Annotated in this window: 26 protein-coding genes and 1 tRNA gene; 22 read left to right on the plus strand and 5 right to left on the minus strand. The window is 66.3% G+C overall.

Translation table 11 applies throughout. From position 1 onward, the window contains the following. Window positions 1-65 precede the first annotated feature (65 nt). Window positions 66-2,774, plus strand: coding sequence for a fimbria/pilus outer membrane usher protein (locus tag ISP14_RS14520; protein ID WP_404541167.1), 2,709 nt, complete (start codon window positions 66-68; stop codon window positions 2,772-2,774). After that, the gene (locus ISP14_RS14525; RefSeq protein WP_404541169.1) at window positions 2,771-3,871 is read left to right on the plus strand and encodes a fimbrial protein; all 1,101 of its coding nucleotides are present in this window, start codon (window positions 2,771-2,773) and stop codon (window positions 3,869-3,871) included. The genes ISP14_RS14520 and ISP14_RS14525 overlap by 4 nt, the downstream gene beginning before the upstream one ends. Before the next feature lie 206 nt (window positions 3,872-4,077). On the opposite strand, the gene ISP14_RS14530 is transcribed toward ISP14_RS14525, so the two are convergent. Next, complete coding sequence (locus ISP14_RS14530) at window positions 4,078-5,892, minus strand: aminopeptidase P family protein (protein ID WP_404541171.1); 1,815 nt, start codon at window positions 5,890-5,892, stop codon at window positions 4,078-4,080. Window positions 5,893-6,092: 200 nt separating this feature from the next. Between ISP14_RS14530 and cyoA the strand changes: the two genes are divergently transcribed. The 11 genes from cyoA (at window position 6,093) to truD (ending at window position 16,717) form a co-directional block, all read left to right on the plus strand. After that, complete coding sequence (gene cyoA, locus ISP14_RS14535) at window positions 6,093-7,061, plus strand: ubiquinol oxidase subunit II (RefSeq protein WP_404541173.1); 969 nt, start codon at window positions 6,093-6,095, stop codon at window positions 7,059-7,061. Between the two features lie 3 nt (window positions 7,062-7,064). Further along, window positions 7,065-9,080: a cytochrome o ubiquinol oxidase subunit I gene (gene cyoB, locus ISP14_RS14540; protein WP_404541175.1), complete on the plus strand. Its 2,016-nt coding sequence runs from the start codon at window positions 7,065-7,067 to the stop codon at window positions 9,078-9,080. 5 nt (window positions 9,081-9,085) lie between these two features. Then, window positions 9,086-9,700: a cytochrome o ubiquinol oxidase subunit III gene (gene cyoC, locus ISP14_RS14545; RefSeq protein WP_404541177.1), complete on the plus strand. Its 615-nt coding sequence runs from the start codon at window positions 9,086-9,088 to the stop codon at window positions 9,698-9,700. Further along, window positions 9,700-10,047, plus strand: a complete 348-nt coding sequence (gene cyoD, locus ISP14_RS14550; protein ID WP_404541178.1) for a cytochrome o ubiquinol oxidase subunit IV — start codon at window positions 9,700-9,702, stop codon at window positions 10,045-10,047. Before cyoC ends, cyoD begins: the two co-directional genes overlap by 1 nt. A gap of 186 nt (window positions 10,048-10,233) precedes the next feature. Continuing rightward, entirely contained in the window at window positions 10,234-11,904 is a 1,671-nt protein-coding gene (locus ISP14_RS14555; protein ID WP_404541180.1) for a CTP synthase, read from the plus strand. Then, complete coding sequence (kdsA, locus tag ISP14_RS14560; protein WP_404541183.1) at window positions 11,901-12,734, plus strand: 3-deoxy-8-phosphooctulonate synthase; 834 nt, start codon at window positions 11,901-11,903, stop codon at window positions 12,732-12,734. The genes ISP14_RS14555 and kdsA overlap by 4 nt, the downstream gene beginning before the upstream one ends. 64 nt (window positions 12,735-12,798) lie before the next feature. Beyond that, window positions 12,799-14,112 carry a phosphopyruvate hydratase gene (eno, locus tag ISP14_RS14565; RefSeq protein ID WP_404541186.1) on the plus strand — a complete coding sequence of 438 codons (1,314 nt, stop codon included), beginning with the start codon at window positions 12,799-12,801 and terminating at the stop codon, window positions 14,110-14,112. Window positions 14,113-14,130: 18 nt separating this feature from the next. Next, entirely contained in the window at window positions 14,131-14,481 is a 351-nt protein-coding gene (gene ftsB / locus ISP14_RS14570; protein ID WP_404541187.1) for a cell division protein FtsB, read from the plus strand. Continuing rightward, a complete protein-coding gene (gene ispD, locus ISP14_RS14575) occupies window positions 14,478-15,170 on the plus strand; it encodes a 2-C-methyl-D-erythritol 4-phosphate cytidylyltransferase (protein ID WP_404541189.1) in 693 nt (230 codons plus the stop codon). The genes ftsB and ispD overlap by 4 nt, the downstream gene beginning before the upstream one ends. Further along, window positions 15,167-15,646 (plus strand): 2-C-methyl-D-erythritol 2,4-cyclodiphosphate synthase, encoded by a 480-nt coding sequence (gene ispF / locus ISP14_RS14580; protein WP_404541191.1) that lies wholly within the window; start codon window positions 15,167-15,169, stop codon window positions 15,644-15,646. The genes ispD and ispF overlap by 4 nt, the downstream gene beginning before the upstream one ends. A 42-nt stretch (window positions 15,647-15,688) precedes the next feature. Continuing rightward, window positions 15,689-16,717: a tRNA pseudouridine(13) synthase TruD gene (gene truD / locus ISP14_RS14585; RefSeq protein WP_404541193.1), complete on the plus strand. Its 1,029-nt coding sequence runs from the start codon at window positions 15,689-15,691 to the stop codon at window positions 16,715-16,717. Here the strand turns inward: truD and ISP14_RS14590 are convergent. Next, the gene (locus ISP14_RS14590; RefSeq protein ID WP_404541195.1) at window positions 16,703-17,965 is read right to left on the minus strand and encodes an MFS transporter; all 1,263 of its coding nucleotides are present in this window, start codon (window positions 17,963-17,965) and stop codon (window positions 16,703-16,705) included. The two genes, truD and ISP14_RS14590, sit on opposite strands and share 15 nt — an antisense overlap. Before the next feature lie 69 nt (window positions 17,966-18,034). Here ISP14_RS14590 and ISP14_RS14595 point away from each other — a divergent pair, with 69 nt between their 5' ends. Beyond that, window positions 18,035-18,463 carry a helix-turn-helix domain-containing protein gene (locus tag ISP14_RS14595; RefSeq protein WP_404541197.1) on the plus strand — a complete coding sequence of 143 codons (429 nt, stop codon included), beginning with the start codon at window positions 18,035-18,037 and terminating at the stop codon, window positions 18,461-18,463. Between the two features lie 144 nt (window positions 18,464-18,607). On the opposite strand, the gene ISP14_RS14600 is transcribed toward ISP14_RS14595, so the two are convergent. Beyond that, window positions 18,608-19,153, minus strand: a complete 546-nt coding sequence (locus tag ISP14_RS14600) for a Smr/MutS family protein (protein WP_404541199.1) — start codon at window positions 19,151-19,153, stop codon at window positions 18,608-18,610. Window positions 19,154-19,455: 302 nt separating this feature from the next. On the opposite strand from ISP14_RS14600, the gene surE reads away from it, so the two are divergent. The 4 genes from surE (at window position 19,456) to ISP14_RS14620 (ending at window position 22,948) form a co-directional block, all read left to right on the plus strand. Continuing rightward, the gene (surE, locus tag ISP14_RS14605) at window positions 19,456-20,244 is read left to right on the plus strand and encodes a 5'/3'-nucleotidase SurE (protein WP_404541201.1); all 789 of its coding nucleotides are present in this window, start codon (window positions 19,456-19,458) and stop codon (window positions 20,242-20,244) included. 3 nt (window positions 20,245-20,247) lie between these two features. Further along, complete coding sequence (locus ISP14_RS14610; RefSeq protein WP_404541203.1) at window positions 20,248-20,943, plus strand: protein-L-isoaspartate(D-aspartate) O-methyltransferase; 696 nt, start codon at window positions 20,248-20,250, stop codon at window positions 20,941-20,943. Between the two features lie 359 nt (window positions 20,944-21,302). Continuing rightward, window positions 21,303-21,911: a YqaA family protein gene (locus ISP14_RS14615; protein WP_404541204.1), complete on the plus strand. Its 609-nt coding sequence runs from the start codon at window positions 21,303-21,305 to the stop codon at window positions 21,909-21,911. A gap of 50 nt (window positions 21,912-21,961) precedes the next feature. After that, window positions 21,962-22,948 carry a peptidoglycan DD-metalloendopeptidase family protein gene (locus ISP14_RS14620; protein ID WP_404541302.1) on the plus strand — a complete coding sequence of 329 codons (987 nt, stop codon included), beginning with the start codon at window positions 21,962-21,964 and terminating at the stop codon, window positions 22,946-22,948. Window positions 22,949-23,022: 74 nt separating this feature from the next. Here ISP14_RS14620 and ISP14_RS14625 read toward each other — a convergent pair whose 3' ends face one another. Both ISP14_RS14625 and yhbY read right to left on the minus strand, forming a co-directional pair. Further along, window positions 23,023-23,397, minus strand: a complete 375-nt coding sequence (locus ISP14_RS14625) for an Mth938-like domain-containing protein (RefSeq protein ID WP_404541206.1) — start codon at window positions 23,395-23,397, stop codon at window positions 23,023-23,025. After that, window positions 23,397-23,693 carry a ribosome assembly RNA-binding protein YhbY gene (gene yhbY / locus ISP14_RS14630; protein ID WP_404541208.1) on the minus strand — a complete coding sequence of 99 codons (297 nt, stop codon included), beginning with the start codon at window positions 23,691-23,693 and terminating at the stop codon, window positions 23,397-23,399. Before yhbY ends, ISP14_RS14625 begins: the two co-directional genes overlap by 1 nt. A gap of 77 nt (window positions 23,694-23,770) precedes the next feature. Here yhbY and rlmE point away from each other — a divergent pair, with 77 nt between their 5' ends. From rlmE to ISP14_RS14650, 4 genes are all read left to right on the plus strand, one after another. Further along, window positions 23,771-24,421, plus strand: a complete 651-nt coding sequence (gene rlmE, locus ISP14_RS14635) for a 23S rRNA (uridine(2552)-2'-O)-methyltransferase RlmE (protein WP_404541210.1) — start codon at window positions 23,771-23,773, stop codon at window positions 24,419-24,421. Next, window positions 24,418-26,373: an ATP-dependent zinc metalloprotease FtsH gene (gene ftsH, locus ISP14_RS14640; protein ID WP_404541212.1), complete on the plus strand. Its 1,956-nt coding sequence runs from the start codon at window positions 24,418-24,420 to the stop codon at window positions 26,371-26,373. Before rlmE ends, ftsH begins: the two co-directional genes overlap by 4 nt. Window positions 26,374-26,435: 62 nt before the next feature. Next, window positions 26,436-26,588 (plus strand): hypothetical protein, encoded by a 153-nt coding sequence (locus ISP14_RS14645; RefSeq protein WP_404541214.1) that lies wholly within the window; start codon window positions 26,436-26,438, stop codon window positions 26,586-26,588. A 68-nt stretch (window positions 26,589-26,656) separates the two neighbouring features. Beyond that, window positions 26,657-26,733, plus strand: a tRNA-Arg gene (locus ISP14_RS14650). The last annotated feature ends 24 nt before the right edge of the window (window positions 26,734-26,757 follow it).

Genomic DNA, 26,757 nt, shown 5'->3' on the forward strand with positions numbered 1-26,757 from the left:
CGCGAGCGCTGCGCCGGCACCCGCTTGCCGCGGTGGTTTTCGGGGTCCTTGGCAGCACTCCCGTGATGGCCGCGGCGGCAAGCGCGGAGGTCGTGGAGACGGATACTCCTTCGGAGACGGCTGCCGAGGGGGCGGAACCGTCTTTCAACCGCGCCTTCCTGAAGGGGGGCGCCAAGGACATGGACCTTTCGCGTTTCGAACACGACGACCCGGTGCTGCCGGGCGCTCATCGGGTCGACATCTATATCAATGGCGATCGCATCGGCAACGAACAGGTGCAGTTCAGGGCGGGCGCAAGCGAACGCGCCCGCCCGTGCTTCAGTCGCGAACAACTTGAACGTTACGGCGTGGATGTTTCGGGACTGATGGCGCCATCGGGCCAGGGGGCTTGCCACCGTATCGAACAGTGGGTGACGGATGCCGCGGACAGCTACGACAGCGCGCAGTTCCGCCTCGACCTGAGCATGCCCCAGGCTGCCATGGTTCGTACCCCGCGCGGCTACGTGGCGCCGCAATACTGGGATCGTGGCATCGACGCGGGCGTGCTGGGCTACAGCTTCAATGCCTTCCGCATGCGCAACCGTGTTGGCGATGCATGGCAGGACAATCGCGTACTGGGGCCGGACGGCAATGCACTCTCCGTCGGGGGCGCGATTCCCGCCGGCAGCACGATCCACGGAGCCATCATCCCCGGCGGCAGCGTGTTCAATGCAGATGGTCGCATCCTCGGGCCGGACGGCAAGCCGTGGATGCCGCCATCGGGCGCGCGCCGCCTGGTGCAGGATTCGGCCTACCTCGGTTTGAACGCCGGCTTGAATATCGGCGACTGGCAAATCCGGCATGAGTCATCGTTGACGTGGCAGACCGGTGCCGGCCGGCATTGGCAGGACATCGCCAGTTATGCGCGGCGGAGTTTTGCCGGGATTCGCAGCCAGCTGATCGTCGGCGACACCAGTACCAGCGGAGAGATGTTCGACACGGTCGCGTTTCGCGGCGTCCGCCTGGCCTCCGACGACCGCATGCTGCCGGGTTCGCTGCGCGGCTATGCGCCCGTGGTGCGAGGGGTCGCGTCGAGCAACGCCCGCGTGTCGGTCCGCCAGAACGGCTACCTGATCTATCGGGTCGCGGTTGCGCCGGGACCTTTCGAGATCAACGACCTGTACCCCAGCAGCTACGGCGGCGACCTGCAAGTGACCGTTACCGAGGCGGACGGCAGCGAGCACCGCTTCGCGGTGCCGTATTCCTCCGTCGCGCAGCTGCTGCGCCAGGGCTTTTCGCGCTACAGCGTCACCGCGGGTTATGTGCGCGGCGACTACCTGCGTGGCCGTCCCTACCTGCTCCAGGGCATCTATCAGCACGGCGTGACCAACCTCGTGACCGGTTATGGCGGCATGGTGGCCAGCCAGGGCTACGCTGCCTTGCAGGTCGGCGGTGGATTCAATACGCGGATCGGTGCGTTCTCGGCGGATCTTACGCATGCGCGCGCACGGCTCCCGGGCACGCGCGACTCGCGGGGAAAGAGTTTCAAACTCGGCTACAGCAGGCTCCTTGCCGGCACGGGCACCAGCTTCCTGGTGGCTGCCTACCGCTACTCGACGTCAGGCTACCTTGGCTTGCAGGAGGCCTTGCTGAGCCGTGACCTGGCCCGGCGTGGGCTTGGCATCGATGCCGTCCGGCGCCAGCGCAGCCGGTTCGAAGCGACCATGAACCAGCCGCTGGGCCGCGCGGGGGCGTTCTACGCCAGCGGTTCGCTTTCGCGTTACTGGAACGCGTCAGGCTCGGACGTGCAATACCAGGCCGGCTATACCAGCCATGTCGGCCATCTGGGTTTCTCGGCGACGGTATCGCGTACGCGCGACGCCTTCGGCATGCGCGAGACGCAGTACTTCGTGCATTTCTCGTTGCCGTTGGGGCACGCGGCGCATGCGCCCACGCTCAGCGGCACGTTCGCGCACAGCGACCGCGGTTACAGCACCCGCGAGCTTGGCCTAAGCGGCAACGCGGGCAGGGAGGGCGAGTTCAGCTACGGCGTCGCGGCGAACAACGATAGCCGGGGCGGCGGCAGCGGCAGCGGCTCGGCGAGTCTGCAATACCTCAGCCCGTACAGCACGCTCAGTGCTTCGTATGCGCAAGGTGCTGGCTATAGCCAGGCGTCGCTGGGGGCAAACGGCGTCTTGCTGGTGCATGGTGGGGGCGTGACCTTCAGTCCTCAGCAAGGCAGGACCATGGCGTTGATCGAGGCCCGGGGCGCCAAGGGGGCGCAGGTTTCCAACTACGCCGGCGTACACGTGGATGGCCGTGGCTATGCACTGGTGGCGAACCTGATTCCGTATCAGCAGAACACCGTGCAGCTCGACCCGTATGGCACCTCCACGGACGTGCAATGGCAGAACACCAGCCAGCAGGTGGCGCCTTACGCCGGCGCCGTGGTGAAGCTGGTTTTCCGCACCACGCTGGGGCGCTCTGCGCTGATGGAGGCGCGCGGCCCCTACGGCGATCCGTTGCCGTTTGGTGCTGACGTGCTCGATGAACAGGGACAGACGGTGGGCGTGGTGGGGCAGGCCAGCCGGCTCTTCCTGCGTGGCTTGGCCGACAGCGGCACCTTGCATGTGAAATGGGGCGATCAGCCGGATCAGCAATGCCGGATCGACTACGCGCTGCCGTCCCGCGGCAAGAGCAGCCGACGTTCCTATTACGACACGCTTAGTGCCGTATGTCGCTCGGCAGGCGGTGCCGCAGCTGCATCCCTGCCCGCTGAAGAGGAGGCGCCATGAAGTCTGCATGGCCATATGCCGCACGGGCACGCATCGGCTGGCGATTTTCTTCTTCCGGCGCGGGCGCCCGTGGGCGTCGCCTGCTGCCGAAGTTGGCGATGCTCTTGCTCTTGCTTGCGGGATCCAGGGCGGCGATGGCAACGGCTACCTGTCGCGGCGGGGGACAGAACTATCTCGTCAATGTGCCTTCCTCCATCACGGTGCCACGGGACGCCGCTGTCGGAACCGTGCTGGCAACATTCAGCTACAGCAGCAGCCTCCCCAGCATCTGGACGTGCAGTGTCAACAACAGCTCGTCCACTGGCGCCGGCTTCAGGGGCGAGGGGGCTACCGTCGGTACTTATACGATCTCTGGGCAATCGGTTCCGGCGCACATGACGGCGGTGCCGGGCGTCGGTATCGCCTTCTATGTAAGGCAGCATGTCAATGGTTGTGGATGGGGGGCCCGCCAGGAGGTTGCGCCGGCCACGGGCTATGCCTGGACGGCGTGCAACCAGAACGGCACGGTGTTCAACGGACTCCAGATCGGCGTGGCGTTCGTGAAAACGGGGCCGATAACGCCCGGCATTCTGCCGGGAGGCATCGTGGGTTACGGTGTGGCGATCGTGAACAACAATCCCGTCCAGGCACCAGGGACCAGCCGCGTTTCTTTCAGTATTCCCAACGTCCAGATTTCCGAGATGGCATGCGAGACGCCGGACGTCATGGTTCGCCTGGGGTCGCACCTGCCGAGCGAGATGCCCGCGATCGGCACTACCACGCAGGCCGTCGGCTTCGACATCAGCCTGAATAACTGCCCGGCCGGCCTGGGTCGCATTCAATACCGCCTCGATCCCACGACCGCGGTGCTGAGCGCTGCGGATTCGGTGATTGCCCTGGACGGCAGTTCGTCGGCTTCCGGGGTCGGCGTGCAATTGTTGAACGACGACGGGACCACCGCCTTCCAGCTGGGCAAGGACCAGACGTTTTCAGATTACGACCCAAGTTCCGGCGGAAGCTATGTCATCCCGCTGAAGGCCCGCTACTACCGGGTGGGCGGTGCCATCGCCGGGGGGGCGGCAAACACCTCGGTAACCGTGACCATGCAATACCAATGATGGGGCCGTCCTTCGCATTCGTATCCTGCGAATTCCACGACGCGGCCTTTCCGTCCTGGCGCCGGAAACCTGCCGCCTTGCCGGCATCGGTGGCCGGCCGCGGGAAATCCGGCAGCCGTCTCCCGGGACAGGGAGAAACGGCTGCGGCACGAAGAAACACCCGATCTTTTGAATCCCGGGATGCCGACGATGGCGGATTGCCCCGGTTACTCGGCCCTGCCGGCCAGCGGTGCGCAATGCCAGGTCAGCCAGGCGAGGTCGGCGCCTTCCAGCAGTGGGGACAGCGCGGCGCGCACGGTGGCGTGGTAGTCGTCCAGCCAGGCGCGTTCGTCGGGGCTGAGCAGGCCGGGTTCCAGCGCACGGCGATCGAACGGGCACAGCGTGAGCGTCTCGAAGGCGAGGAAGTCGCCGAATTCGGTGCGGTCGGCTTCGACTGCCACGGCGAGGTTCTCGTGGCGGATGCCATGGCGGCCGGGCTTGTACAGGCCGGGTTCGATGGAGGAGATCATGCCCGGCTCCAGCGCCACCAGCGCGCCACCGCTCACCGGCGGGCGGATCGACTGCGGGCCTTCGTGCACGTTGAGGAAGTAACCCACACCGTGGCCGGTGCCGTGGCCGTAGTCGCAGCCGGCAGCCCATAGCGGCGCACGCGCCAGCGCGTCGAGCTGCGGGCCGCTGGCGCCCTTCGGGAAGCGGGCGCGGCTGAGCGCGATCATGCCCTTGAGCACCAGGGTGGCGTCGCGGCGTTGCTCGACGGTGGTTTCTCCCAGCGCCAGCACGCGGGTGATGTCGGTGGTGCCGCCGAGGTACTGGCCGCCGGAGTCGATCAGCAGCAAGCCCTTCGCCTGCAGCGCGCTGTGCGATTCCTGGGTGGCGCGGTAATGCGGCAGGGCACCGTTGGCCTGGTAGCCGGCGATGGTGGCGAAACTCTCGCCCACGAACTCCGGTTGCGCCGCGCGCGCGGCATGCACGAGGCGATGCACATCCAGCTCGGTGAGCGGCTTGCCTTGGGCCAACTGGTGCTCGATCTCGCGGAACGCGCCGGCCAGTGCCGCGCCGTCGCGGCGCATCACCTCGCGCACGCGATCCAGCTCGGCCGGGCTCTTCACCGCCTTGAATGCGGTGCTGGGATTGGCGGCTTCGATGCGCTGCACGTCGGCGGGGATCGCGTTGCTGATCGTGCAGACCACGCGCGCGGGGTCGAACAGCAGGACTTCGCCCTTGCGCAGCTCGGCCAGCGCGCCGGTGATGCCGGCATAGCCGGCGATCGCCACACCGTCGGCGGCGAGCTGGGCGACCAGCGCATCGTCGAACTTGCCGCGCTCGGCGAACAAGGTGGCCTTGCCCTCGGCCGCGACCAGCAGGTGGGCGAGGAAGACCGGGTTGCACTCCACGTCGCTGCCGCGCAGGTTGGTGAGCCAGGCGATGTCGTCGAGGCTGGAAACAAGGTGATGGGTGGCGCCGCGCTTGCGCAGCGCGTTGCGCAGGCGGTTGAGCTTGTCCGTACGCGAAGTGCAGGCCCAGGCGATCGGATGCTCGACGATGCGTGCATGGGGCAGGGCGGGCCGGTCGTGCCAGGCCGCGCCGGGCAGGTCGAGATCGGTGCGTACGCGCACGCCGTGTGCGCCCAGCTTGCCTTCCATCGCACGCAGGCCGGCCAGCGAGACGCTGTCGCCGGCTACGGCCAGCACGTCGCCCTGATGCAGGTGCGTGGCCAGCCAGTCCATGTGCTCGGGCGTGTGCGGCACGTGCAGCTTCATCAAGGCGATGCCGCTGCCGGCGAGTTGCTGCTCGGCTTGCGAGAAATAGCGCGAGTCGGTCCACAGGCCCGCCTGCTCGCGGCCCACCACCAGGGTGCCGGCCGAGCCGGTGAAGCCGGACAGCCATACGCGTGCCTGCCAGTGCTCGGGCAGGTATTCGGACAGATGCGGGTCGGCGCTGGGGACGACCACGGCGGCGACGCCGTGCTGCTGCATGGCCGCGCGCAGCGCGGCGATCCGGGCGGGGATGGATGTGCTCATGCGCGGCATGGTAGCAGGCGCGCTTTCTGTGAGATGCCAGCCACACTAAGGCGCGGCAGGCAACGCGCAAGTTCATCGCGCAGCATGTTTCAACTGCGACATTGTGTCTCGACGGGGTGTCAATTTGTGCCGCCACTCACTACGATGCGCGCGCCGCATCCCCACGGCATCCCCCTTTTAGCCGTCCCAAAGAGTCGTTCGTGAGCAAACGTACCGTCGTTTCCGCCTTGCGCTGGTCGTGCGCAGGCATCGCCGTGTTCCTCGCCGGCTGCAACATGGAAGTCCTCTCGCCGAAGGGCGATGTGGGCATGCATGAGAAGAACCTGATCCTGATCGCGCTAGGGCTGATGTCCGTGGTGGTGATCCCGGTGATTGGGCTGACCCTGTGGTTCGCGTGGCGCTACCGCGCCTCCAACACCAAGGCCACCTACGCCCCGAAGTGGGCGCACTCGACCAAGATCGAGGCGGTGATGTGGGGCATCCCCTGCGTCATCATCGCGATCCTCGCCGTCATCACTTGGCGCAGCACGCACGCGCTGGACCCGTACAAGCCGCTGGCGTCCGACGTGAAGCCGGTGACCATCGAGGCGGTGGCGCTGGACTGGAAGTGGCTGTTCATTTATCCGGACTACGGCGTGGCCAGCGTCAACCAGATCGCGTTCCCGGTGGACACGCCGGTGAACTTCAAGATCACCTCGGCCTCGGTGATGAACGCGTTCTTCATCCCGCAGCTGGGCAGCCAGATCTACGCGATGGCGGGCATGCAGACCAAGCTGCACCTGATCGCGCGCGAGGCGGGCAACTACGACGGCCTGTCCTCCAACTACAGCGGTGCCGGGTTCTCCGACATGCGCTTCAAGGCGATCGCCACCAGTGCGCAGGGCTTCCAGGACTGGCTGGCCAAGGCGAAGGCCAGTTCGGCCACGCTCGATCTGCCAACCTACAAGACGCTGGAACAGCCCAGCGAGAAGGTGCCGGTGTCGTACTACGCGACGGTCGCGCCCGACCTGTTCGAGGACATCCTGCACAAGGACATGGGCGGCAAGCCCGCCGGCGACAAGCCGATGGAAGGCGCGCCGATGGAGGGCATGCCGATGCACGACATGCCGGCGCATGACGGCGTCGCCGTCGCCGCCTCGCACAACGATCACGCCAAGGCTGCGGAGTAAGCCATGTTCGGAAAGCTTTCCCTTTCGTCGATCCCCTTCGACCAGCCGATCGTGATGGGCACCCTGCTGATGGTGGCCATCGGCGGCGCGGCCATGCTCGGTGGCATCACCTACTTCCGCAAGTGGGGCTACCTGTGGAACGAGTGGTTCACCACGGTGGATCACAAGAAGATCGGCGTCATGTACGTCATTCTGGCGCTGGTGATGCTGCTGCGCGGCTTCGCTGACGCGATCATGATGCGCGGCCAGCAGGCGCTGGCCGCCGGCGGTGCCCAGGGCTACCTGCCGGCGCACCATTTCGACCAGATCTTCAGCGCCCACGGCACGATCATGATCTTCTTCATGGCGATGCCGTTCATCGTGGGCCTGATGAACCTGGTCGTGCCGCTGCAGATCGGCGCGCGCGACGTGGCCTATCCGTTCCTGAACTCGCTGAGCTTCTGGCTCACCGCCTCGGGCGTGGTGCTGATCATGCTGTCGCTGTTCGTGGGCGAGTTCTCCACCACCGGCTGGCTGGCGTATCCGCCGCTGTCCGAGCTGCAGTTCAGCCCCGGCGTCGGCGTGGATTACTACATCTGGTCGCTGCAGCTATCGGGTCTGGGAACCACGCTCAGCGGCATCAACTTCATCGTCACCATCCTGCGCATGCGCGCTCCGGGCATGACGCTGATGAAGATGCCGGTGTTCAGCTGGACCGCCCTGGTCACCAACGTGCTGATCGTGGCGGCATTCCCGGTGCTGACCGTGACGCTGGCGCTGCTCGGCGCTGACCGCTACCTCGGCATGCACTTCTTCACGAACGACCTTGGCGGCAACGCCATGATGTACGTGAACCTGATCTGGGTCTGGGGCCACCCCGAGGTCTACATCCTGGTGCTGCCGTGCTTCGGCGTGTTCTCCGAGATCATCTCCACGTTCTCGGGCAAGCCGCTGTTCGGCTACAAGTCGATGGTGTGGGCCACGGTGGCGATCGGCGGCCTGTCCTTCCTGGTGTGGCTGCACCACTTCTTCACCATGGGCTCGGGCGCGGACGTCAATGCGTTCTTCGGCATCGCCACCATGGTGATTTCGATTCCCACCGGCGTGAAGGTGTTCAACTGGCTGTTCACCATGTACCGCGGCCGTGTGCGCTTCACCGTGCCGGTGCTGTGGACGATCGGCTTCATGGTGACCTTCGTGATCGGCGGCATGACCGGCGTGCTGCTGGCGGTGCCGGGCGCGGACTTCGTGCTGCACAACAGCCTGTTCCTGATCGCGCACTTCCACAACATGATCATCGGCGGCGTGGTGTTCGGCTGCCTGGCCGCGCTGAACTTCTGGTTCCCCAAGGCCACCGGCTTCAAGCTGGAGGAGCGCTGGGGCAAGTGGTCGTTCTGGTGCTGGCTGGTGGGTTTCTACGTAGCCTTCATGCCGCTGTACGTGCTGGGCTTCATGGGCGCCACCCGCCGCATGCAGCATTACGACAACGTGGCATGGCAGCCGTACTTCGTGGTGGCCTTCATCGGCGCCGCGATCATCCTGGCGGGCATCGGCTTCACCGTGCTGCAGATCGCCGTGAGCATCCGCAACCGCGACAGCAACCGCGACCTCACCGGCGACCCCTGGGGCGGCCGTACCCTGGAGTGGTCGACCAGCTCGCCGGCGCCGTTCTACAACTTCGCCGTGGAGCCGCAGATCGCCGAGCTCGATCAGTTCTGGGTCGACAAGGAGCACAAGCGCGCCTACCCGCGCCATGCGCACTACGCCGACATCCACATGCCGCGCAACACCGGCGTGGGCGTGGTGATGGGCGGTTTCGCGACGCTGCTGGGCTTCGGGCTGATCTGGCACATCTGGTGGCTGGCGATTCTGGGCCTGGTCGGCATGGTGGGTTCGTTCGTGGTGCGCGCTTACGACCGCGACGTCGACTACTACGTGCCGGGCGCGGAGGTCGAGAAGATCGAGCGCGAGCGCCTGGTGCCGCTGCACACGTTGATTGACCAGGTGGGCGCCGCTCCCGCCGAGCAGAAGGTGGCCTGAAACCCATGAATACCTCCGTCATTGCGGCCGGCCACGACGTCGCCGGCCACCACGAGCATCACGACGACGGCTCCAAGACCCTGCTGGGGTTCTGGATCTACCTGATGAGCGACTGCCTGATCTTCTCGGGCCTGTTCGCCACCTTCGCCGTGATGGCCCATTCGTTCGCGGGCGGTCCCACCGGCAAGGAGATCTTCGATCTCAACTACGTGCTGGGCGAGACGATGCTGCTGCTGGTCAGCAGCTTCACCTTCGGCATGGCGATGCTGAACATGCACGCCGGCCGCCGCAACAAGGTGCTGGCCTGGCTGGCGATCACCTTCCTGTTCGGCGCAGCCTTCGTGGGTATGGAGATCCACGAGTTCGCGGCTCTGATCCATGAGGGCGCGGGCCCGGACCGCAGTGCCTTCCTGTCGGCTTATTTCACCCTGGTCGGCACGCACGGCCTGCACGTTACCTGCGGCCTGATCTGGATCGTGGTGATGCTGCACATGGTGCGCCGCGACGGCCTGGACAGCGTGGTCAAGCGCCGGCTGTCGTGCCTCAGCCTGTTCTGGCACTTCCTCGACGTGATCTGGATCTGCGTGTTCACTTTTGTCTATCTGAACGGGGTGCTGTGATGTCGCACGCTCATGAACAGGCTGCCCACGGCGGCAAGCACGGTTCGCTTTCGTCCTACGTGGTCGGCTTCGGGTTGTCGCTGGTGCTCACGCTGCTGTCCTTCGGCTGCGTGATGACCGGCATGGTGCCGCACCACCTGATCGTGCCGGGTCTGATGGTGTTCTGCGTGGTCCAGGTGCTGGTACAGCTCGGCTTCTTCCTGCACATGGGCATCGCCCCGGAGCAGCGCGAGAACCTGATGGTGGCCGTCTGCGCGCTGATCTTTATCGCGATCGTGGTGGTCGGCACGCTGTGGGTGCTGCACAACATGAACGCCTACATGATGCCGGGCATGTCGAACGGCTGAGGCGGCTTACCCCTGGTCGTACCGGGCCGGCGGCTCCCGCAAAGGGGCCGCCGGTTTCGTTTGGAGAGGGCGAAGCCCCGCCGCGGGGCGGCTGGCGGGCATTTCTGCCTGAATCGGGGCGTCGTGACATCTCGCGGCGGAGGCCGTCTGCCGTTAGAATGCGTATTTCCAGCACGGCTGCTTTCCATGACCCCCCTGATTTTCGTCACTGGCGGTGTGGTGTCCTCGCTTGGCAAGGGCATCGCCGCGGCGTCGCTGGCCTCCATCCTGGAAGCGCGTGGCCTCTCGGTCACCATGATGAAGCTCGATCCCTACATCAATGTGGATCCGGGCACCATGAGCCCATTCCAGCACGGCGAGGTCTATGTCACCGACGATGGCGCCGAGACCGATCTGGACCTCGGCCACTACGAGCGCTTCGTCCATACCCGGCTCACCGGCAAGAACTCGATCACTACTGGCAAGATCTACGAATCGGTGATCCGCAAGGAGCGCCGCGGCGACTACCTGGGCGCCACCGTGCAGGTGATCCCGCACATCACCGATGAGATCAAGCACTGCATCCACGAGGCTACCCGCGGCTTCGACGTGGCGCTGGTGGAGATCGGCGGCACGGTGGGCGACATCGAGTCGCTGCCGTTCCTGGAGGCGATCCGTCAGCTGCGCATCGAGCACGGTCCGGAGAAGTGCCTGTTCATGCACCTCACCCTGGTGCCGTACATCAAGGCCGCCGGCGAGATCAAGACCAAGCCCACCCAGCATTCGGTGAAGGAGCTGCGCTCGATCGGTATCCAGCCGGACATCCTGCTGTGCCGCAGCGAGCAGCCGTTGCCGGAGGGCGAGCGCCGCAAGATCGCCCTGTTCACCAACGTGCCGGAGAACGCGGTGATCAGCGCGGTGGACGTGGACGTGATCTACAAGATGCCGCTGTGGCTGCACAGCCAGGGCCTGGACGAGATCGTGGTGAAGAAGCTGGGGCTGGATGCCAAGCCAGCCGACCTGTCCGGCTGGCAGCGCACGGTGGATGCCGTGGTGCATCCGAAGGACGAGGTCACCGTGGCCATCGTCGGCAAATACGTGGAGCACAAAGACGCCTACAAGTCGCTGGGCGAAGCACTGCGCCACGGCGGCATCAAGCAGCAGACCCGGGTGAACCTGCAGTGGATCGATTCCGAGCAGGTCGAGGCCGAGGGCGCTGCCAAGGTGCTCGGCGGGGTCGACGCGATCCTGGTGCCCGGTGGCTTCGGCAAGCGCGGTTTCGAAGGCAAGATCATGGCCGCTAAGTACGCGCGCGAGCATGGCGTGCCGTACTTCGGCATCTGCTACGGCATGCATGCGGCGGTGGTGGATTTCGCCCGCCACGTGGCCGGTCTGGCCGACGCCGATTCCAGCGAGAACGACCGCAACACGCCGAACCCGGTGATCGCGTTGATCACCGAATGGACCACCGCCAGCGGCGAAGTCGAGCAGCGTACCGAGCGCTCGGACCTGGGCGGCACCATGCGTCTCGGTGCGCAGGAGTGCCGTCTCAAGGCCGGCACACTGGCGCGCGAGATGTACGGCCAGGAGGTGGTGCGCGAGCGCCATCGCCACCGCTACGAGTTCAACAACCGCTATCGCCAGAGCTTCGAGGACCAGGGCCTGGTGATCTCCGGCAAGTCGATGGACGACTTGCTGGTCGAGATCGTCGAGCTGTCGCCGCAGAAGCACCCGTGGTTCCTCGGCTGCCAGGCGCATCCGGAATTCACCTCTACCCCGCGCGACGGCCACCCGCTGTTCATCGGCTTCGTGCGCGCCGCGCGCGAGCACAAGGCCGTGCGCGAGGGCGAGAAGCTCGCCAGGGAGCACGTGGCATGAAGTTGTGCGGCTTCGAGGTCGGCCTGGACCGGCCGCTGTTCCTGATCGCTGGTCCTTGCGTGGTCGAGTCCGAGCAGCTGCAGCTCGATACCGCAGGCACGCTCAAGGAAATCACCGGCAAGCTCGGCATCAACTTCATCTTCAAGTCCAGCTTCGACAAGGCCAACCGTTCCTCCGGCACCAGCTTCCGCGGTCCGGGCATGGAAGAGGGGCTGCGCATCCTGGGCGAGGTGAAGCGCCAGATCGGCGTGCCGGTACTTACCGACGTGCACGAATACACCCCGTTCGGCGAAGTCGCCGCGGTGGTGGACGTGCTGCAGACCCCGGCCTTTCTGTGCCGTCAGACCGACTTCATCCAGAACGTGGCGCGCGCCGGCAAGCCGGTGAACATCAAGAAAGGCCAGTTCCTTGCACCTTGGGACATGAAGAACGTGGTCGACAAGGCCAAGGCCGTCGGCAACGACGCGATCATGGTCTGCGAGCGCGGCGCCAGCTTCGGCTACAACAACCTCGTTTCGGACATGCGCTCGCTGAGCGCGATGCGCGATACCGGTTGCCCGGTGGTGTTCGACGCCACCCATTCGGTGCAGCTGCCAGGCGGGCAGGGCACCAGTTCCGGTGGCCAGCGCGAGTTCGTGCCGGTGCTGGCGCGCGCGGCGGTGGCCGCAGGTGTGGCCGGACTGTTCGCCGAAACCCATCCGGACCCGAGCCGGGCGTTGTCCGACGGCCCCAATGCGTGGCCGCTGGGCAAGATGGAGGCCTTGCTGGAAACCTTGCTGGAACTGGACACCGTGACCAAGCGCCACGGCTTCCTCGAAAACACCTTGTAACGCCGGATCGCCGACACGACCGCGCCCCGGGCTGAACCGAAAACCCTCTTTGGATTGGAGCCGCATGAGCACTGACATCACCCGCATCCACGCCCGTGAAATCCTCGACTCGCGCGGCAACCCCACGCTGGAAGCCGAGGTCACCCTGGCCGGCGGCGGCTTCGGCCGCGCCGCGGTGCCCAGCGGCGCCAGCACCGGCACGCGCGAGGCGGTGGAATTGCGCGACGGCGACAAGTCGCGCTACCTCGGCAAGGGCGTGAAGAACGCGGTGGGCAATGTCAACGGCGTCATCGCCAGCACGCTGAAAGGCTTCGATGCCGCCAACCAAGGCGGCCTGGATGCGAAGCTGATCCAGCTCGACGGCACCCCGAACAAGGGCAAGCTGGGCGCCAACGCGCTGCTCGGCGTGTCGATGGCCGCCGCGCACGCGGTGGCGGCGCAGCGCAAGCAGGCGCTGTGGCAGTACCTCGCGGAAATCAATGGCACCACCGGCAAGCCCGGCGCGCTGCCGGTGCCGATGATGAACATCATCAATGGCGGTGCGCATGCCGACAACAACGTCGACGTGCAGGAATTCATGGTGCTGCCGGTGGGCGCGTCCAGCTTCGCCGAGGCGCTGCGCGCCGGTGCGGAGATCTTCCACGCGCTGAAGAGTGTGTTGAAGGGCAAGGGCCTCAACACCGCGGTGGGCGACGAGGGCGGCTTCGCGCCGAACCTGCGCTCCAACATTGAAGCGCTGGACACCATCCTGGAGGCCGTCAACAAGGCCGGCTACAAGGTGGGCAGCGAGATCCTGCTCGGCCTCGACGTCGCCAGCTCCGAGTTCTTCAAGAATGGCAAGTACGACCTGGAAGGCGAGGGCAAGGTCTACACCCAACACGAATGGGTGGACGTGCTGGCGAGCTGGGCGAAGCAGTACCCCATCGTCACCATCGAAGACGGCATGGCCGAGGGCGACTGGGACGGCTGGAAGCTGCTCACCGACAAGATCGGCAAGAGCGTGCAGCTGGTGGGCGACGACCTGTTCGTGACCAACCCGGCCATCTTCAAGGAAGGCATTGACAAGGGCATCGCCAACGCGATCCTGATCAAGGTCAACCAGATCGGCACGCTGTCCGAGACGCTGGAAGCGATCGCCATGGCCGACGCGGCGAAGTACGCGGCGATCGTCTCGCACCGTTCGGGCGAGACCGAGGACACCACCATCGCCGACATCGCCGTGGCCACCACCGCGACCCAGATCAAGACCGGCTCGCTGTGCCGCACCGACCGCGTGGCGAAGTACAACCAGCTGCTGCGCATCGAAGAGGCGCTGGGTTCGGCGGCGCGCTATGCGGGCCGCGCGGCGTTCCCCAACCTCGACCACCTGCCGGGCTGATCCGGCGCGCCCCGGCCCATGCTGCGCTGGATCGCCCTGGTCCTGTTGTTGCTGCTGATCGGACTGCAGATGAAACTGTGGTCCGTTCACGGCGGCGTGCACGAGGTGGATGCTTTGCGCGTGTCGATCAAGAAGCAGGCCGACGAGAACGCGCGCCTGCAGCAACGCAACCAGGCACTGGCCGCCGACGTGGCGGACCTCAAGCATGGCGACCAGGCGGTCGAGGCGCGTGCGCGCACCGGACTGGGCCTGATCAAGCCCGGCGAAACGTTCTACCAGATCGACAACCAGCCCGCGGGGGCGAGCAGCACGCTGCCCCTGCCGCCGCCGGCCCGGCCGGGCGGCGCTCCCGGCGGCGGCGTCAAATGAGTGCGGCCCTGTGGTGTGTGGTGCCGGCCGCCGGACGCGGTACGAGGATGGGCGCGGACTGCCCCAAGCAATACCTGCCGCTGAATGGCCGGCCGCTGATTACGCATACGCTGGAACGGCTGGCCGCGCACCCGCGCATCGCCGGGCTGATGGTGGTGCTGGGAGCGGGCGACGGGCACTGGCCTGGCACCGCCGCCTTGCATGGCAAGCCGGTGCGCACCGCGTTCGGCGGCGCCGAACGCAGCGATTCGGTGCTGGCCGGCCTGCATGCCTTGCCTGCCGAGGTGGACGACGCCGATTTCGTGCTGGTGCATGACGCCGCGCGTCCCTGCGTGCGCGAAGCCGACATCGCGCGCCTGATCGAACAGGCCGCGCAGGTAGACGGCGGCCTGCTCGGCGCGCCGCTGCGCGACACGCTTAAGCGTGCCGGTGAAGGTGGCCGCAGCATGGCCACCGAGCCACGCGACCAGCGCTGGCGCGCGTTCACGCCGCAGATGTTCCGTCGCGGCGAACTGGTCGCTGCGTTGCGCGCGGTGTCGCGCGATGGCCGTGCAGTCAGCGACGAGGCGATGGCGATGGAACTGGCCGGTTTCCGGCCGCTGTTGGTCGAAGGCGCCGAGGACAATATCAAGGTGACCACGGCGGCGGACCTCGCGCTGGCCGAATTCCTGCTGGCGAGGACGGCATGAGCTTTCGTATTGGCAACGGTTTCGACGTGCACGCATTCGGCGCGGGCGATCATGTCACCTTGGGCGGCGTGCGCATCGCCCACAGCTACGGCCTGGTCGCGCACTCTGACGGCGACGTGGTGATCCACGCCCTGTGCGACGCGATCTTCGGTGCGTTGGCGCTGGGCGACATCGGCAAGCACTTCCCGCCCTCGGACGAACGCTGGCGCGATGCCGACAGCCGCCAGTTTCTGCGTCACGCCGTGCTGCTGATGACGCAGCATGGCTATGCGCTGGGCAACGCCGATGTCACCGTGATTTGCGAATCGCCCAAGATCGGCCCGCACGCGCAGGCCATGCGCGAAAACCTCGCTGCCGATCTCGAATGCGAACTCGGCCGTATCAGCGTCAAGGCTACCACCACGGAAAAGCTCGGCTTTACCGGCCGCGGCGAAGGTGTCGCGGCGCAGGCCTGCGTGCTGCTGGAGCGGCGCTGAGCCTTCCTGAATTTTGCGTGCCGGCATGGCCGGCGGAGCGCCATGTCCGATTCCGAACTGCCTTTTGCCCACGGCACAACACCGCCACTGACCGCGCGCTTGCGCAGCACTCCCGAAGATTTCGTGGTCGAGGAAATCCTGGGCTACGACGCCGACGGCAGCGGGGAGCATGCGCTGCTATGGGTGGAGAAGCGCGGCGCGAACACCGACTGGGTGGCGCGCGAGCTGGCGAAGTTCGCCGGTGTGCCGCCGCTGGCGATGGGCTACGCGGGTCTCAAGGATCGCCACGCGGTGACGCGCCAGGCTTTCACCGTGCAACTCGCGGGCAAGCCCGATCCGGACTGGTCCGCATTTCCGCATGCGGAGGTGAAAGTGCTGGCCGCCACGCGGCACAGCCGCAAGCTCAAGCGCGGTGCGCTGCGCGGCAATCGTTTCGTGCTGGTGCTGCGCGAGGCGCAGGGCGATCGCGGCCATGCGGAACAGGTGTTGACCGCTATCGCCGCGCGTGGGGTGCCCAATTATTTTGGCGAGCAACGCTTCGGCCGCGAAGGCGGCAACCTGGCACAGGCGCGGGCGATGTTCGCGGGGCGCCGGGTGGATCGCGACAAGCGCGGTTTTCTGCTCTCCGCTGCGCGTTCGCAGATCTTCAACAGCGTGCTCGCCGCCCGCGTCGAGCGCGCCGCGTGGGACGCGCCGCTGGATGGCGAAATCTGGTCGCTGGCCGGCTCGCGATCGTGGTTCGGACCGGAGCCGTACAGCGACGTGCTGGCCGAGCGCCTGGCGCGCGGCGACATCCATCCCTCCGGCCCGTTGTGGGGGCAGGGCGAACCGCCTGCCACCGGCGAGGCCGGGGCACTGGAGCGCGAAGTCGCCGCTGCCCACGAAGACCTGGCGCAAGGCATCGCCGCTGCGCGCATGGATCAGGAGCGCCGCCCGCTGCGCCTGCTGCCGAAGGACCTGCGCTGGCGTTGGCTGGCCGACGATGCGCTGGAGTTGTCGTTCGAGCTGCCCGCCGGCGCCTACGCTACGGTCGTGGCGCGCGAGGTGGCTGCTTCGTCACTTGCGGTGTGACCGCTGGCGATCACCGCTGGCGTTCGGTGCGGCCCCATGCCCGAGCGCTATCCAGAGAGCGAGTATCATCATTCCTGCCGCCAGCAGGAAGGTCATCCGCATCCCCGCAGCGATGGCAACAGCGTTTGCATTGCTGAATGCTTTGGTGCCGATGCCGAAAGCGAAGACGGCGCCCATAACGGATGCGCCGGTGATCAAACCGATGTTGCGCGACAGGCCGAGCAAGCCGGAGACGGTGCCGCGTCGGTCGATGGGGACGTTTGCCAGTGCGGCAGTATTGTTGGCGGCCTGGAAGAGCTGATAGCCCGGCGTCAGGACGATGATGGAAAGTACGTAGCCGATGACGCCGATCATGTTTGGGATGATCGCCAAAAGGAGCGTCCCGGCAACCATGAGGGCAAGCCCGAGAGCGAGCACGGTGCCACTTCCGTGGGCATCGACGAGCCGCCCTGAGGGAACGCCGCTGACGATGGAGATCACGGGGCCGATCGCCATGACGAACCCGACCTGCGCTGCCTTCAGGCCGAGACCGAGGCTGAGGTAGAAGGGGCCGACCACCAGTGTTGTCATCATCACCGCGGCAACCAGGAGATTGACGACGAGATTGGGTACGAGGTTCCGGTTCAGCACCGGCTGCTGGTTTGTCGAAGATCGTTTTCTTTGACCAAAGGCATCCGGCAGCGTCACGTAGGCAAGAATCAAGGCGACGGCTCCCAGCGGGAACTGAATCCAGAAGATGCCGCGCCATCCCGTCGCCGGGATCAGCAGCCCTCCGAGCGACGGGCCGAGTGCCGTTCCTAGCGCCGATACGGTTCCCAGCAAGCCCATGGCTCGTCCCACACGCGTTTCGGTGGCGGTCTCACGCATGAAGGCCATGGAGAGTGTCATCAGAAAGGCCGCGCCGATGCCCTGGAGCGTCCTGAAGCCGATCAGGAGCCAAAGGTTCGACGCTACGCTGCACAGCAGTGAAGCAGCCGCAAACAATCCCAGACCCGCCATGAGCATGGGCTTCAACCCGTGCCTGTCTCCAAGCTGGCCGGCAACGATGACCGAAATCGTCAGGGCTGCGAGATAAGCGACGACGACCGCCTGCACCTGCGCGAACGGTGCGGAAAACGTTTCGGCCAGCGTCGGCAGCGCGATATTGGCGATGCTGGTTCCTAGCGATGCGAGCAGCATCGATAGCGCCAGCGTGGCCGTGATGGCTGACTGTCTCTTTTCCGATACGCGCGCTTCTGCCTGTTCCATCGTGCTGCCCTCTTGCCGGAATTTCGGTTCGGGAGCAGGCTACGACTTCAAGTCAACTTGAGGTCAAGCATGAGATACCTGGATATAGGGGCGGTCTCGGCAAGGAGCGGAATCAAGCCTTCGGCGCTGCGCCATTACGAGGCAGTCGGGCTGATTGCATCGGTTTCGCGGCATGGGCTGCGCAGGCAATTCCTGCCCGAGGTGCTTTTGCAGCTCAAGTTGGTTTCCATGGGCAAATCGGCCGGATTTTCGCTCGAAGAGATCGCCGGCATGTTCGGCAAGAACGGCCTGCCGGATCTGCCGCGCGCTGCGCTCCACCAGAAGGCCGACGAGATTGACCGGCAAATCCGCGAGCTGATGGCGCTGCGCAATACGCTCCGGCATGTCGCCGATTGCTCTGCGCCCTCGCATATGGAGTGCCCGACGTTTCGGAGGCTGGTGAACGTGGCGGGCAGACGCAGCGGAAAGCACACGGACTCGAAACGAGGGTTGGCCTGAGATAGCGGGTGTATCCAATCGCGGATGCCGTCGGCAGGATGCGAGCCTCGAAACAATGGATCAAGAGTCGATTGCTCCGCCCGCGCGGGCGACGGTTCCGCAAAGAGCAAGAGCGCGGTGCCTGGTGGGTCCGTAGTGCCTTTCTCAGCTCTTGAGCAATACGATCACCGCGCCCGTACCGCCTTGCGCCGGCCGCGCGGAAGCGAACGCCACCACGTCATCGCGCCGGCGCAGCAAGCGGTCGGTGAGCGCCTTCAGCACCGGGCCGGCAGCCTTCGAACGCAGGCCTTTGCCGTGGATGATGCGCACGCAATGCAAGCCGTGCTGCTTCGCTTCGGCCAGGAAGCTGGCGATGGAGGCTTGCGCGGCGGCGGCGTTCATCTGGTGCAGGTCGATTTCGTCTTGCACGCTGAACTGCCCGCGTTTCAGCTGGCGCAGCAGCTTTGGCGGGTAACCCTCGCGCAGATAGCCCAGTTCCTCGCCCACCTCGAGCACGGCCGGATCGAAGGCCATTTCCAGCAATTCGCCTGGCACGGCGGCTTCGTCGGCCTCGAACATGCGTGGCCGCGGTTCGGGCTTCGGCGTGGGCGGCGGCGCTGCGACTGGATCGATGCGACGCACCTCGCCGATCGCCTCGCGGAACAGGCGGGCGTCGTCTGCGCTGATCGAGGTGGGCGGGCGGCGTTTCATGTCCCGATGCTAGGGGCTCGGGCGGCAGAAATCATCTGGCTGCAATGCCTGCTGTGCCGCGCACATTTTCGCTCTGTTGGCTCCGTAGAACCCCTACGGGGCGGCGAACCGTCGAAAACCCCCATCCCGCGGCGAGCCTTTCGCTTCGAAGGTTTCTACCGCCCAGGCTCCTGGCAAACGGCAGGGCGCCGCGCGTGCTCCCGATCCGTGAAACCGCGGGTTCGCTCCGGTAAACTCGGGTGGTTACAGGGGGCGTACGCCACGCATGGCGATGTGCCGCGGTCGACTCAACACGGATCAGCATGCGAGTTCTTGTCAGCAACGACGATGGCGTGGATGCGAAAGGCATTCACGTGCTTGCCGAGCGTCTCGGCGAGGTAGGCGAAGTGACGGTGGTGGCGCCTGATCGCGACCGTTCCGGCGCCAGCAATTCGCTGACCCTGGACGCTCCGCTGCGCGTGCTGCACATGGAGGACGGCCGCTACCGTGTCGCCGGTACGCCCACCGACTGCGTGCACCTTGCTTTGTCCGGCCTGCTGGAAGAGGAGCCCGACATCGTGGTGTCGGGCATCAACAACTCGGCCAATCTCGGCGACGATGTGATCTATTCCGGTACGGTGTCGGCGGCGATGGAAGGGCGCTTTCTCGGCCTGCCTGCGATCGCCGTTTCGCTGGTCAGCGACGATCATCGCGGCACGCACTACGATGCCGCGGCGAACGCGGTGCTGTTGCTGATGCGCCGCCTGCTGGTCGATCCGCTGCCGGCCGACACCATCCTCAACGTCAATGTGCCGGACCGGCCCTGGTCGGAGATCCGCGGTTTCGAAGTCACGCGCCTGGGCCGCCGCCACCGTGCGGCGCCCTGCATCGCGCAGACCGATCCGCGCGGCCGTCCGGTGTGGTGGATCGGTCCGGCGGGCGAAGTGGACGATGCCGGTCCCGGCACGGATTTCGATGCGGTGCGCCGTGGCTACGTGTCGGTGACGCCAATCCACGTCGATCTCACCCGCTTCCAGGCGCTGGACAAGGTCAGCAGCTGGATGCAATCGCTCAGCGACGACATGGCCGCGCCCGGCCACAAGGTGGCCTGAGCGATGAGCATGCATCAGCTTCCCCCGGCGGCACTGAAAGGCGAGGGCATGACCTCGCAGCGCGCGCGCGACCGGCTCGCCGCCCAGCTTCGCGAAAGCGGCATCCGCGATCCGCGGGTGATCGACGTGATCCGCAACGTCCCGCGCCATCATTTCATCGACCAGGCGTTGCACTCGCGCGCCTACGAGAACACCGCGCTGCCGATCGGTCACGGCCAGACCATCTCGCAACCCTGGGTGGTGGCGCGGATGACCGAGGCGCTGCTCGAACATTTCGACGCGCGCAAAGAGAAACCCGGCCGGGTGTTGGAGATCGGCACCGGCTCCGGCTACCAGGCGGTGGTGCTGGCCGCGCTGGTGGAGCAGGTCTACACCGTGGAACGGATCGAGGAATTGCTGCGCCAGGCGCGCCGCCGCTTCCGCCAGCTGGGCCTCGCCAACATCCGTTCGCGCTACGACGATGGCAAGCTGGGTTGGGCGGACGAGGCGCCGTTCGATGCGATCATCCTCACCGCTGCGGGCGACACCATTCCCAGCCGCATCCTCGAACAGCTCAGCCCCACCGGCGTGCTGGTGGCCCCGGTGGGCTCGCCCAGCAGCCAGGTGTTGATCCGCCTGCGCGGCGACGGGCAGGGCGATTTCGCCCAGGAAGAGCTCGGCGCGGTCAGTTTCGTGCCGCTGCTGGGTGGCATCGGTTGATGCAACGAAGAGTCTGCTCAATGTCTCCACACAGCCCGCGTTGCCTTGCCGTGGCCGTCAGGTGGGAGTGCGTGGCGCCGCGCCTGCCTGGTTGGCAGGTCAAGCCGCGTGGCTGGCAGGTCAAGCCGCGCGCTGCCGCATGGCGGCCATGGCAAGGCAGCCCTTCCTCGCTCCTCAAGACCGAGTCCATCCATGGACTCTCCCCGCGTGCGGGCCGGGTCTGTCTGCCCGCATCCCTGCGTCATCGCTCAGTCGTGGGCGGACGTCCACTCCCTCCTTCTTCCTTGGCCTGCGCGCAAACAGCTCCCGGCGCGGGCCATGCGGAGGCATTGAGCAGACTCTCCAAGGAAACCGACTAGATGCGCCTGTTCGGCAAGCTCTATGCCCGCGCTCTGGTGTGGGCACGCCATCCCCATGCGGTCCGCTACCTGTGCGCGCTCAGCTTTTTCGAGGCCTTCATCTTCCCGATCATGCCGGAGGTGATGCTGGCGCCGATGATGCTGGGCAAGCGGCATCGGGCGTTCTTCTACGCAAACCTCAGCCTCGCGTTTTCGCTGCTGGGCTCGCTGGTCGGTTTTGCGCTGGGGCACTGGGCGTTCGAGGCGTTGCGGCCGCTGCTGGGTACCTTGCACCTGCTGGCGCCGATCGAGCAGGGCGTGTCCAGCCTGCGTGCGCAGATGGCCGAACACCGCTGGGGGCTTTACGGCGTGCTGGTGCTCGCCGCGCTGCAGCCGGTAGTGCCGATGAAGTTCGTGACCTGGGCTTCGGGCATCGTCGGCGTGCCGGTGCTGCCCTTCCTCGGTTGCGTGGCGCTGGGCCGCGGCAAGCGCGTGTGGCTGCTGGCGCTGCTGATTTGGCTGTTCGGCGAGCGCGCCGAGCACTTGCTGCACAAGTACATCGAGTGGATCGGCTGGATCGTCCTGGTGCTGCTGGGCGGGCTGTTGGCGTGGTGGCTCTGGCGGCATTGAGCATGGCGACCGCGTTGGTGCGTCGCATGAAAAAACAGGGAGGCCTCGCTATGCTGGCGCGCATGAATCGACTCCTCGCCCCGTTGCTGCTCGCGGTTGCTTTGCTGGCGTTGTCCGCCTGCAGCACCGTGGTGGTGGAACCCGCCACAAGCCAGGGCAGCCACCGCGTCGTTGCGCCCGCCGCGGCGCGCACACCGGTTCCGGGCGGCAACTATGTGGTGGCGAAGGGCGACACGCTGTATTCGATCGCCTTCCGCAAGGGCGTGGATTTCCGTGATCTCGCGAAGTGGAACGGCATCGCCGCGCCTTACACGATCTGGCCGGGCCAGCAGCTGCGCCTGTCGCCGCCTGCCGGCAGTGCACCGGTGCCGCATGCCGCGGTAGCTGCTGCCCAGACGGCAGCAAAGTCGGCGCCCGCACCATCCGCGCCCGTGTTCGAGAGTGTGCCGGCGCAGGCTTCGACACCGCCGCCGCATGCCGGTGCCCATGCGCCGGTGGTGACCGGGTCAGTGGCCACCACGGCTGCAGTGGCGCATGCGCCGGTCGCCGCTCCGGCAGCGCCGGTGAGTACCGAGGTGCCGGTGGCGGGAGAACCCAAAGCGGCCGTGCCGCCGCCGGCTCCAGCTCCGGCTCCAGTAGCAGCCAGTGGCGCTTCGCGTGCGTCCGGCGGCATTACCTGGCACTGGCCGGCCGATGGCCAGATCATCAAGCGTTTCACGCCTGGCGACGCGGTGCCGGGCATCGAGATCGCCGGCAAGGCAGGCGACCCGGTGCGGGCAGCGGCCGACGGCGTGGTGGTGTACAGCGGCAATGGCCTGGTCGGCTATGGCGAACTGGTCATCATCAAACACAACGACAGCCTGCTGTCGGCCTACGGGCACAACAGCAAGCGGCTGGTGAAGGAAGGTCAGCGCGTCAGCGCCGGCCAGGAGATCGCGCAGATGGGGTCCAGCGGCGCTTCGAGCGTCGAGCTGGGTTTCCAGATCCGCAAGGACGGCAATCCGGTCGACCCGCTGAACTACCTGCCGTCCAAGTAGCGCCCCAGGGTTGGGGGCTCGTCAAGCGAGGCTGCCCTGGTGAACCGGGATGCGACCCGTGAGCTTGCCCGTCGTCAGGCCGGAAGCATGAACGCGGCAACCACGTGCCGGCCTTCGCCAGCCAGCAGGTTGTAGGTGCGGGCGGCGGCGGCATTGTCCATCACCTCGACGCCAATGCCCTTGCGCAGGAAGCCGGCCATGAACGCGGCGGCGGGGAAGGTCTGGCGGGCGCCGGTGCCCAGCAGCACCAATTCGGGTTGCAGGGCGAGCAGGGCGTCGACATGGCTGGCATCGAGCGTGCCGGCCTCGTGCACCGGCCAGTGCTCGACGACACGGTCGGGCGCCAGCAGGAAACTGTCGGTGAGCTCACGATCGATCAAGGTGATGCCGTGTTCGCCGACCCGGCGCACGAACAGGTAGCCCTCCGGCCGTTCCAGCGACAAATCCATCAGCGTGGCAAGGCGATCTTCGGTTCGTCGGCGTTGCGGCGGAACAGCACGGCGACATGGCCGATCTGCTGCACTGCCTCGGCGCGGGTGTCGGCCAGCAAGGTGTCGAGCTGGGCCTGGCGCTCGTCCTTGTCGCCGCCGGAGAGCTTCACTTTGACCAGCTCGTGGATCTCCAGGGCCTGGTGCAATTCCTTGACCACGGCGTCGCTGGCGCCCTTGTTGCCGAGCAGGACAACCGGGTTCAAGCCGTGGGAGAGGCTGCGCAGGTAACGGATCTGCGAGGGGGAGAGGGCCATGTGGCGGCTTCAATTCGCGAGTAATCGGCCGCTAAGGGTATCATGCGCCTTGATTCCCCTAGTAGCGATGTTGCCCCATGAGCCGCAGCAAGAGCAGCGCCGGCTGGCTGCGTGAACATTTCAATGATGTCTACGTGAAGAAGGCGCAGGCCGAAGGCGTGCGCTCGCGCGCGGTGTACAAGCTGGAGGAGCTGATCGACCGCGACCGCCTGCTCAAGCCGGGCATGACCGTGGTGGACCTCGGCGCCGCGCCGGGCGGCTGGTCGCAGCTGGTGCGCCAGCGGCTGGGTGACAACGGCAAGGTGTTCGCGCTGGATATCCTGCCGATGCAGGGGATTGCCGGGGTGGATTTCCTCGAAGGCGATTTCCGCGAGGAAAGCGTGTTGCGGGCGCTGGAGGCCCGGCTGGAGGGGCAGAGGGTGGATCTTGTGCTGTCCGACATGGCCCCCAATATGAGTGGTGTGGCGCTGGCCGACCAGATCAGGGCCATGGCTCTGGCCGAGCTGGCACTGGATTTTTCCCGGCAGTGGCTGAAACCGGGGGGCGCGTTCCTGATCAAGTTGTTCCAGGGCGCAGGCTTCGACGATTACCTGCGCAGCTTGCGCGCGGACTTCTCACGCGTGACGATGCGTAAACCAAAGGCCTCGCGCGCACGTTCGCGCGAGGTGTACGCGCTGGCAATCGGCCGCAAGGCCGCTGCGGCGCAACCGGGCGAGAACCGCGCATGAACGAAACAGCGAAAAACGTGTTGCTCTGGGTGATCATCGCGGTGGTGTTGTTCACCGTGTTCCAGAGCTTCAATCCGCACGGCTCCGCGTCGTCGAACGTGGCCTACAGCAGCTTCGTGCAGAGCGTGGCCAACGGCAACGTTTCCAGTGCCGTGATCAGCGCGGACTCGCCGCCCACCATCAGCGGCAAGCTGAAGGACGGCAGCAGCTACCGCACGGTGGCGCCGATGCTGGGCTTCTCCACCAACCAGGTGGTGAAGCAGATGCAGGACAAGGGCGTGGAAGTGCGCCAGGACCCGGCTGAGGGCTTCTCGCTGCTGGGCCTGCTGGTGAGCTGGCTGCCGGTGCTGCTGATCGTCGGCGTGTTCATCTGGTTCATGCGCCAGATGCAGTCCGGCGGCGGCGGGCGTGGTGCGATGAGCTTCGGCCGTTCGCGCGCCAAGCTGCAGGGCGAGGACCAGATCAAGGTCAACTTCAGCGACGTGGCCGGTTGCGATGAGGCCAAGGAGGAGGTCGGCGAGCTGGTCGAGTTCCTGCGCGACCCGTCCAAGTTCCAGAAACTGGGCGGCAAGATTCCGCGCGGCGTGCTGATGGTGGGCCCGCCCGGTACCGGCAAGACCCTGCTGGCCAAGGCCATCGCGGGCGAGGCCAAGGTGCCGTTCTTCTCGATCTCCGGCTCCGACTTCGTCGAGATGTTCGTGGGCGTGGGCGCTAGCCGCGTGCGCGACATGTTCGAGCAGGCCAAGAAGCACGCACCCTGCATCATCTTCATCGACGAAATCGACGCGGTCGGCCGCCATCGCGGTGCGGGCCTGGGCGGCGGCCACGACGAGCGCGAGCAGACCCTGAACCAGCTGCTGGTCGAGATGGACGGCTTCGAGGGCAGCGAGGGCATCATCGTGATCGCCGCCACCAACCGTCCCGACGTACTCGACCCGGCCTTGCTGCGGCCGGGTCGCTTCGACCGCCAGGTGGTGGTCGGCCTGCCGGACGTGAAGGGCCGCGAGCAAATCCTCAAGGTGCATTTGCGCAAGGTGCCGGTGGCCAGCGACGTCGACGCGATGACCATCGCGCGCGGCACCCCGGGGTTCTCCGGCGCCGACCTCGCCAACCTGGTCAACGAGGCGGCGCTGTTCGCCGCGCGCGAGAACGCGCGCGAAGTGCGCATGGTTCACCTGGACAAGGCGCGCGACAAGATCCTGATGGGTACCGAGCGCCGCTCGATGGCGATGAGCGAGGACGAGAAGAAGCTCACGGCCTACCACGAGGCCGGCCACGCCATCGTCGGCCGCCTGGTGCCCGAGCACGACCCGGTCTACAAGGTCACCATCATCCCGCGCGGCCGCGCGCTGGGCGTCACCATGTACCTGCCGGAAGGCGACAAGTACAGCATGAACAAGGTGGCGATCGAGTCACAGCTGTGCTCGCTGTACGGCGGGCGCGTGGCCGAGGAGCTGATCTTCGGTGCCGACAAGGTCACCACCGGCGCCTCCAACGACATCGAGCGCGCCACCAAGATGGCACGCAACATGGCGACCAAGTGGGGCCTCTCCGACGAGCTCGGTCCGATCACCTATGGCGAGGACGAGGACGAGGTGTTCCTGGGGCGTTCGGTGACCCAGCACAAGAGCATCTCCAACGAAACCGCCAGCAAGATCGACGAGGTCGTGCGCAGCATCCTCGATCGCGCCTACGCGCGCAGCACGCAGCTGTTGAACGACAACCTCGACAAGCTGCACTCGATGGCCGAGGCGCTGCTGCAGTACGAGACCATCGATGCGCACCAGATCGACGACATCATGGCCGGCCGCCAACCGGGGCCGCCTGCCGACTGGAACCGCAACACCAGCGGCGGTTCCACGCCACCGCCGCCGCCGCCCAAGGGCGGGGATTCCACGGTGGGAAAGGTGGGCGATCCGGCGACGCAGAACCGGTCCGGCCTGGATAGCTGATGCGAGCAGACGTCTGGACGTCCAGACGTTTCGCAGTGGCGGATCATGCGAAGGGAGCGGCGATGGCCGCTCCCTTCGTCGTTTGCGGATCGCTGGAAACAGTGCGCTGCGCGTTCCTGCAGCGGATCGGTAACGCGATGGAATACGGCGAGAGCGGGGCGACGATGCCGGGCGTGAAAAAAATTTTCACAAAAGTGTTGACCTTCGCCACCTGACCCTGAATAATTCCGCTCCTCGCTTCGGCGGTTCGGGAAGCCGGTCGACGAAGTGGCAAGTTCAGTGCGCGCCCGTAGCTCAGTTGGATAGAGTACCTGGCTACGAACTAGGTGGTCGGGAGTTCGAATCTCTCCGGGCGCGCCATTTTTGTACTGCAAGGCGAAGTGT

Source organism: Dyella agri (genome assembly GCF_044904705.1).
In the GTDB taxonomy this organism is placed as follows: Bacteria; Pseudomonadota; Gammaproteobacteria; order Xanthomonadales; family Rhodanobacteraceae; genus Rhodanobacter_A; species Rhodanobacter_A agri.

Coding starts and splice junctions, on each gene's coding strand:
- truD (WP_404541193.1), top strand. CDS start 15,689: ATGTCCGATTCCGAACTGCCTTTTGCCCACGGCACAACACCGCCACTG.
- kdsA (WP_404541183.1), top strand. CDS start 11,901: ATGAAGTTGTGCGGCTTCGAGGTCGGCCTGGACCGGCCGCTGTTCCTG.
- ispD (WP_404541189.1), top strand. CDS start 14,478: ATGAGTGCGGCCCTGTGGTGTGTGGTGCCGGCCGCCGGACGCGGTACG.
- ispF (WP_404541191.1), top strand. CDS start 15,167: ATGAGCTTTCGTATTGGCAACGGTTTCGACGTGCACGCATTCGGCGCG.
- ISP14_RS14600 (WP_404541199.1), bottom strand. CDS start 19,153: ATGAAACGCCGCCCGCCCACCTCGATCAGCGCAGACGACGCCCGCCTG.
- eno (WP_404541186.1), top strand. CDS start 12,799: ATGAGCACTGACATCACCCGCATCCACGCCCGTGAAATCCTCGACTCG.
- cyoD (WP_404541178.1), top strand. CDS start 9,700: ATGTCGCACGCTCATGAACAGGCTGCCCACGGCGGCAAGCACGGTTCG.
- ISP14_RS14625 (WP_404541206.1), bottom strand. CDS start 23,397: ATGGATTTGTCGCTGGAACGGCCGGAGGGCTACCTGTTCGTGCGCCGG.
- ftsB (WP_404541187.1), top strand. CDS start 14,131: ATGCTGCGCTGGATCGCCCTGGTCCTGTTGTTGCTGCTGATCGGACTG.
- surE (WP_404541201.1), top strand. CDS start 19,456: ATGCGAGTTCTTGTCAGCAACGACGATGGCGTGGATGCGAAAGGCATT.
- ISP14_RS14520 (WP_404541167.1), top strand. CDS start 66: ATGGCCGCGGCGGCAAGCGCGGAGGTCGTGGAGACGGATACTCCTTCG.
- ISP14_RS14530 (WP_404541171.1), bottom strand. CDS start 5,892: ATGAGCACATCCATCCCCGCCCGGATCGCCGCGCTGCGCGCGGCCATG.
- ISP14_RS14615 (WP_404541204.1), top strand. CDS start 21,303: ATGCGCCTGTTCGGCAAGCTCTATGCCCGCGCTCTGGTGTGGGCACGC.
- ISP14_RS14620 (WP_404541302.1), top strand. CDS start 21,962: ATGCTGGCGCGCATGAATCGACTCCTCGCCCCGTTGCTGCTCGCGGTT.
- ISP14_RS14610 (WP_404541203.1), top strand. CDS start 20,248: ATGAGCATGCATCAGCTTCCCCCGGCGGCACTGAAAGGCGAGGGCATG.
- ISP14_RS14555 (WP_404541180.1), top strand. CDS start 10,234: ATGACCCCCCTGATTTTCGTCACTGGCGGTGTGGTGTCCTCGCTTGGC.
- yhbY (WP_404541208.1), bottom strand. CDS start 23,693: ATGGCCCTCTCCCCCTCGCAGATCCGTTACCTGCGCAGCCTCTCCCAC.
- ISP14_RS14590 (WP_404541195.1), bottom strand. CDS start 17,965: ATGGAACAGGCAGAAGCGCGCGTATCGGAAAAGAGACAGTCAGCCATC.
- cyoB (WP_404541175.1), top strand. CDS start 7,065: ATGTTCGGAAAGCTTTCCCTTTCGTCGATCCCCTTCGACCAGCCGATC.
- cyoC (WP_404541177.1), top strand. CDS start 9,086: ATGAATACCTCCGTCATTGCGGCCGGCCACGACGTCGCCGGCCACCAC.
- ISP14_RS14645 (WP_404541214.1), top strand. CDS start 26,436: ATGGCCGCTCCCTTCGTCGTTTGCGGATCGCTGGAAACAGTGCGCTGC.
- ftsH (WP_404541212.1), top strand. CDS start 24,418: ATGAACGAAACAGCGAAAAACGTGTTGCTCTGGGTGATCATCGCGGTG.
- ISP14_RS14525 (WP_404541169.1), top strand. CDS start 2,771: ATGAAGTCTGCATGGCCATATGCCGCACGGGCACGCATCGGCTGGCGA.
- rlmE (WP_404541210.1), top strand. CDS start 23,771: ATGAGCCGCAGCAAGAGCAGCGCCGGCTGGCTGCGTGAACATTTCAAT.
- ISP14_RS14595 (WP_404541197.1), top strand. CDS start 18,035: ATGAGATACCTGGATATAGGGGCGGTCTCGGCAAGGAGCGGAATCAAG.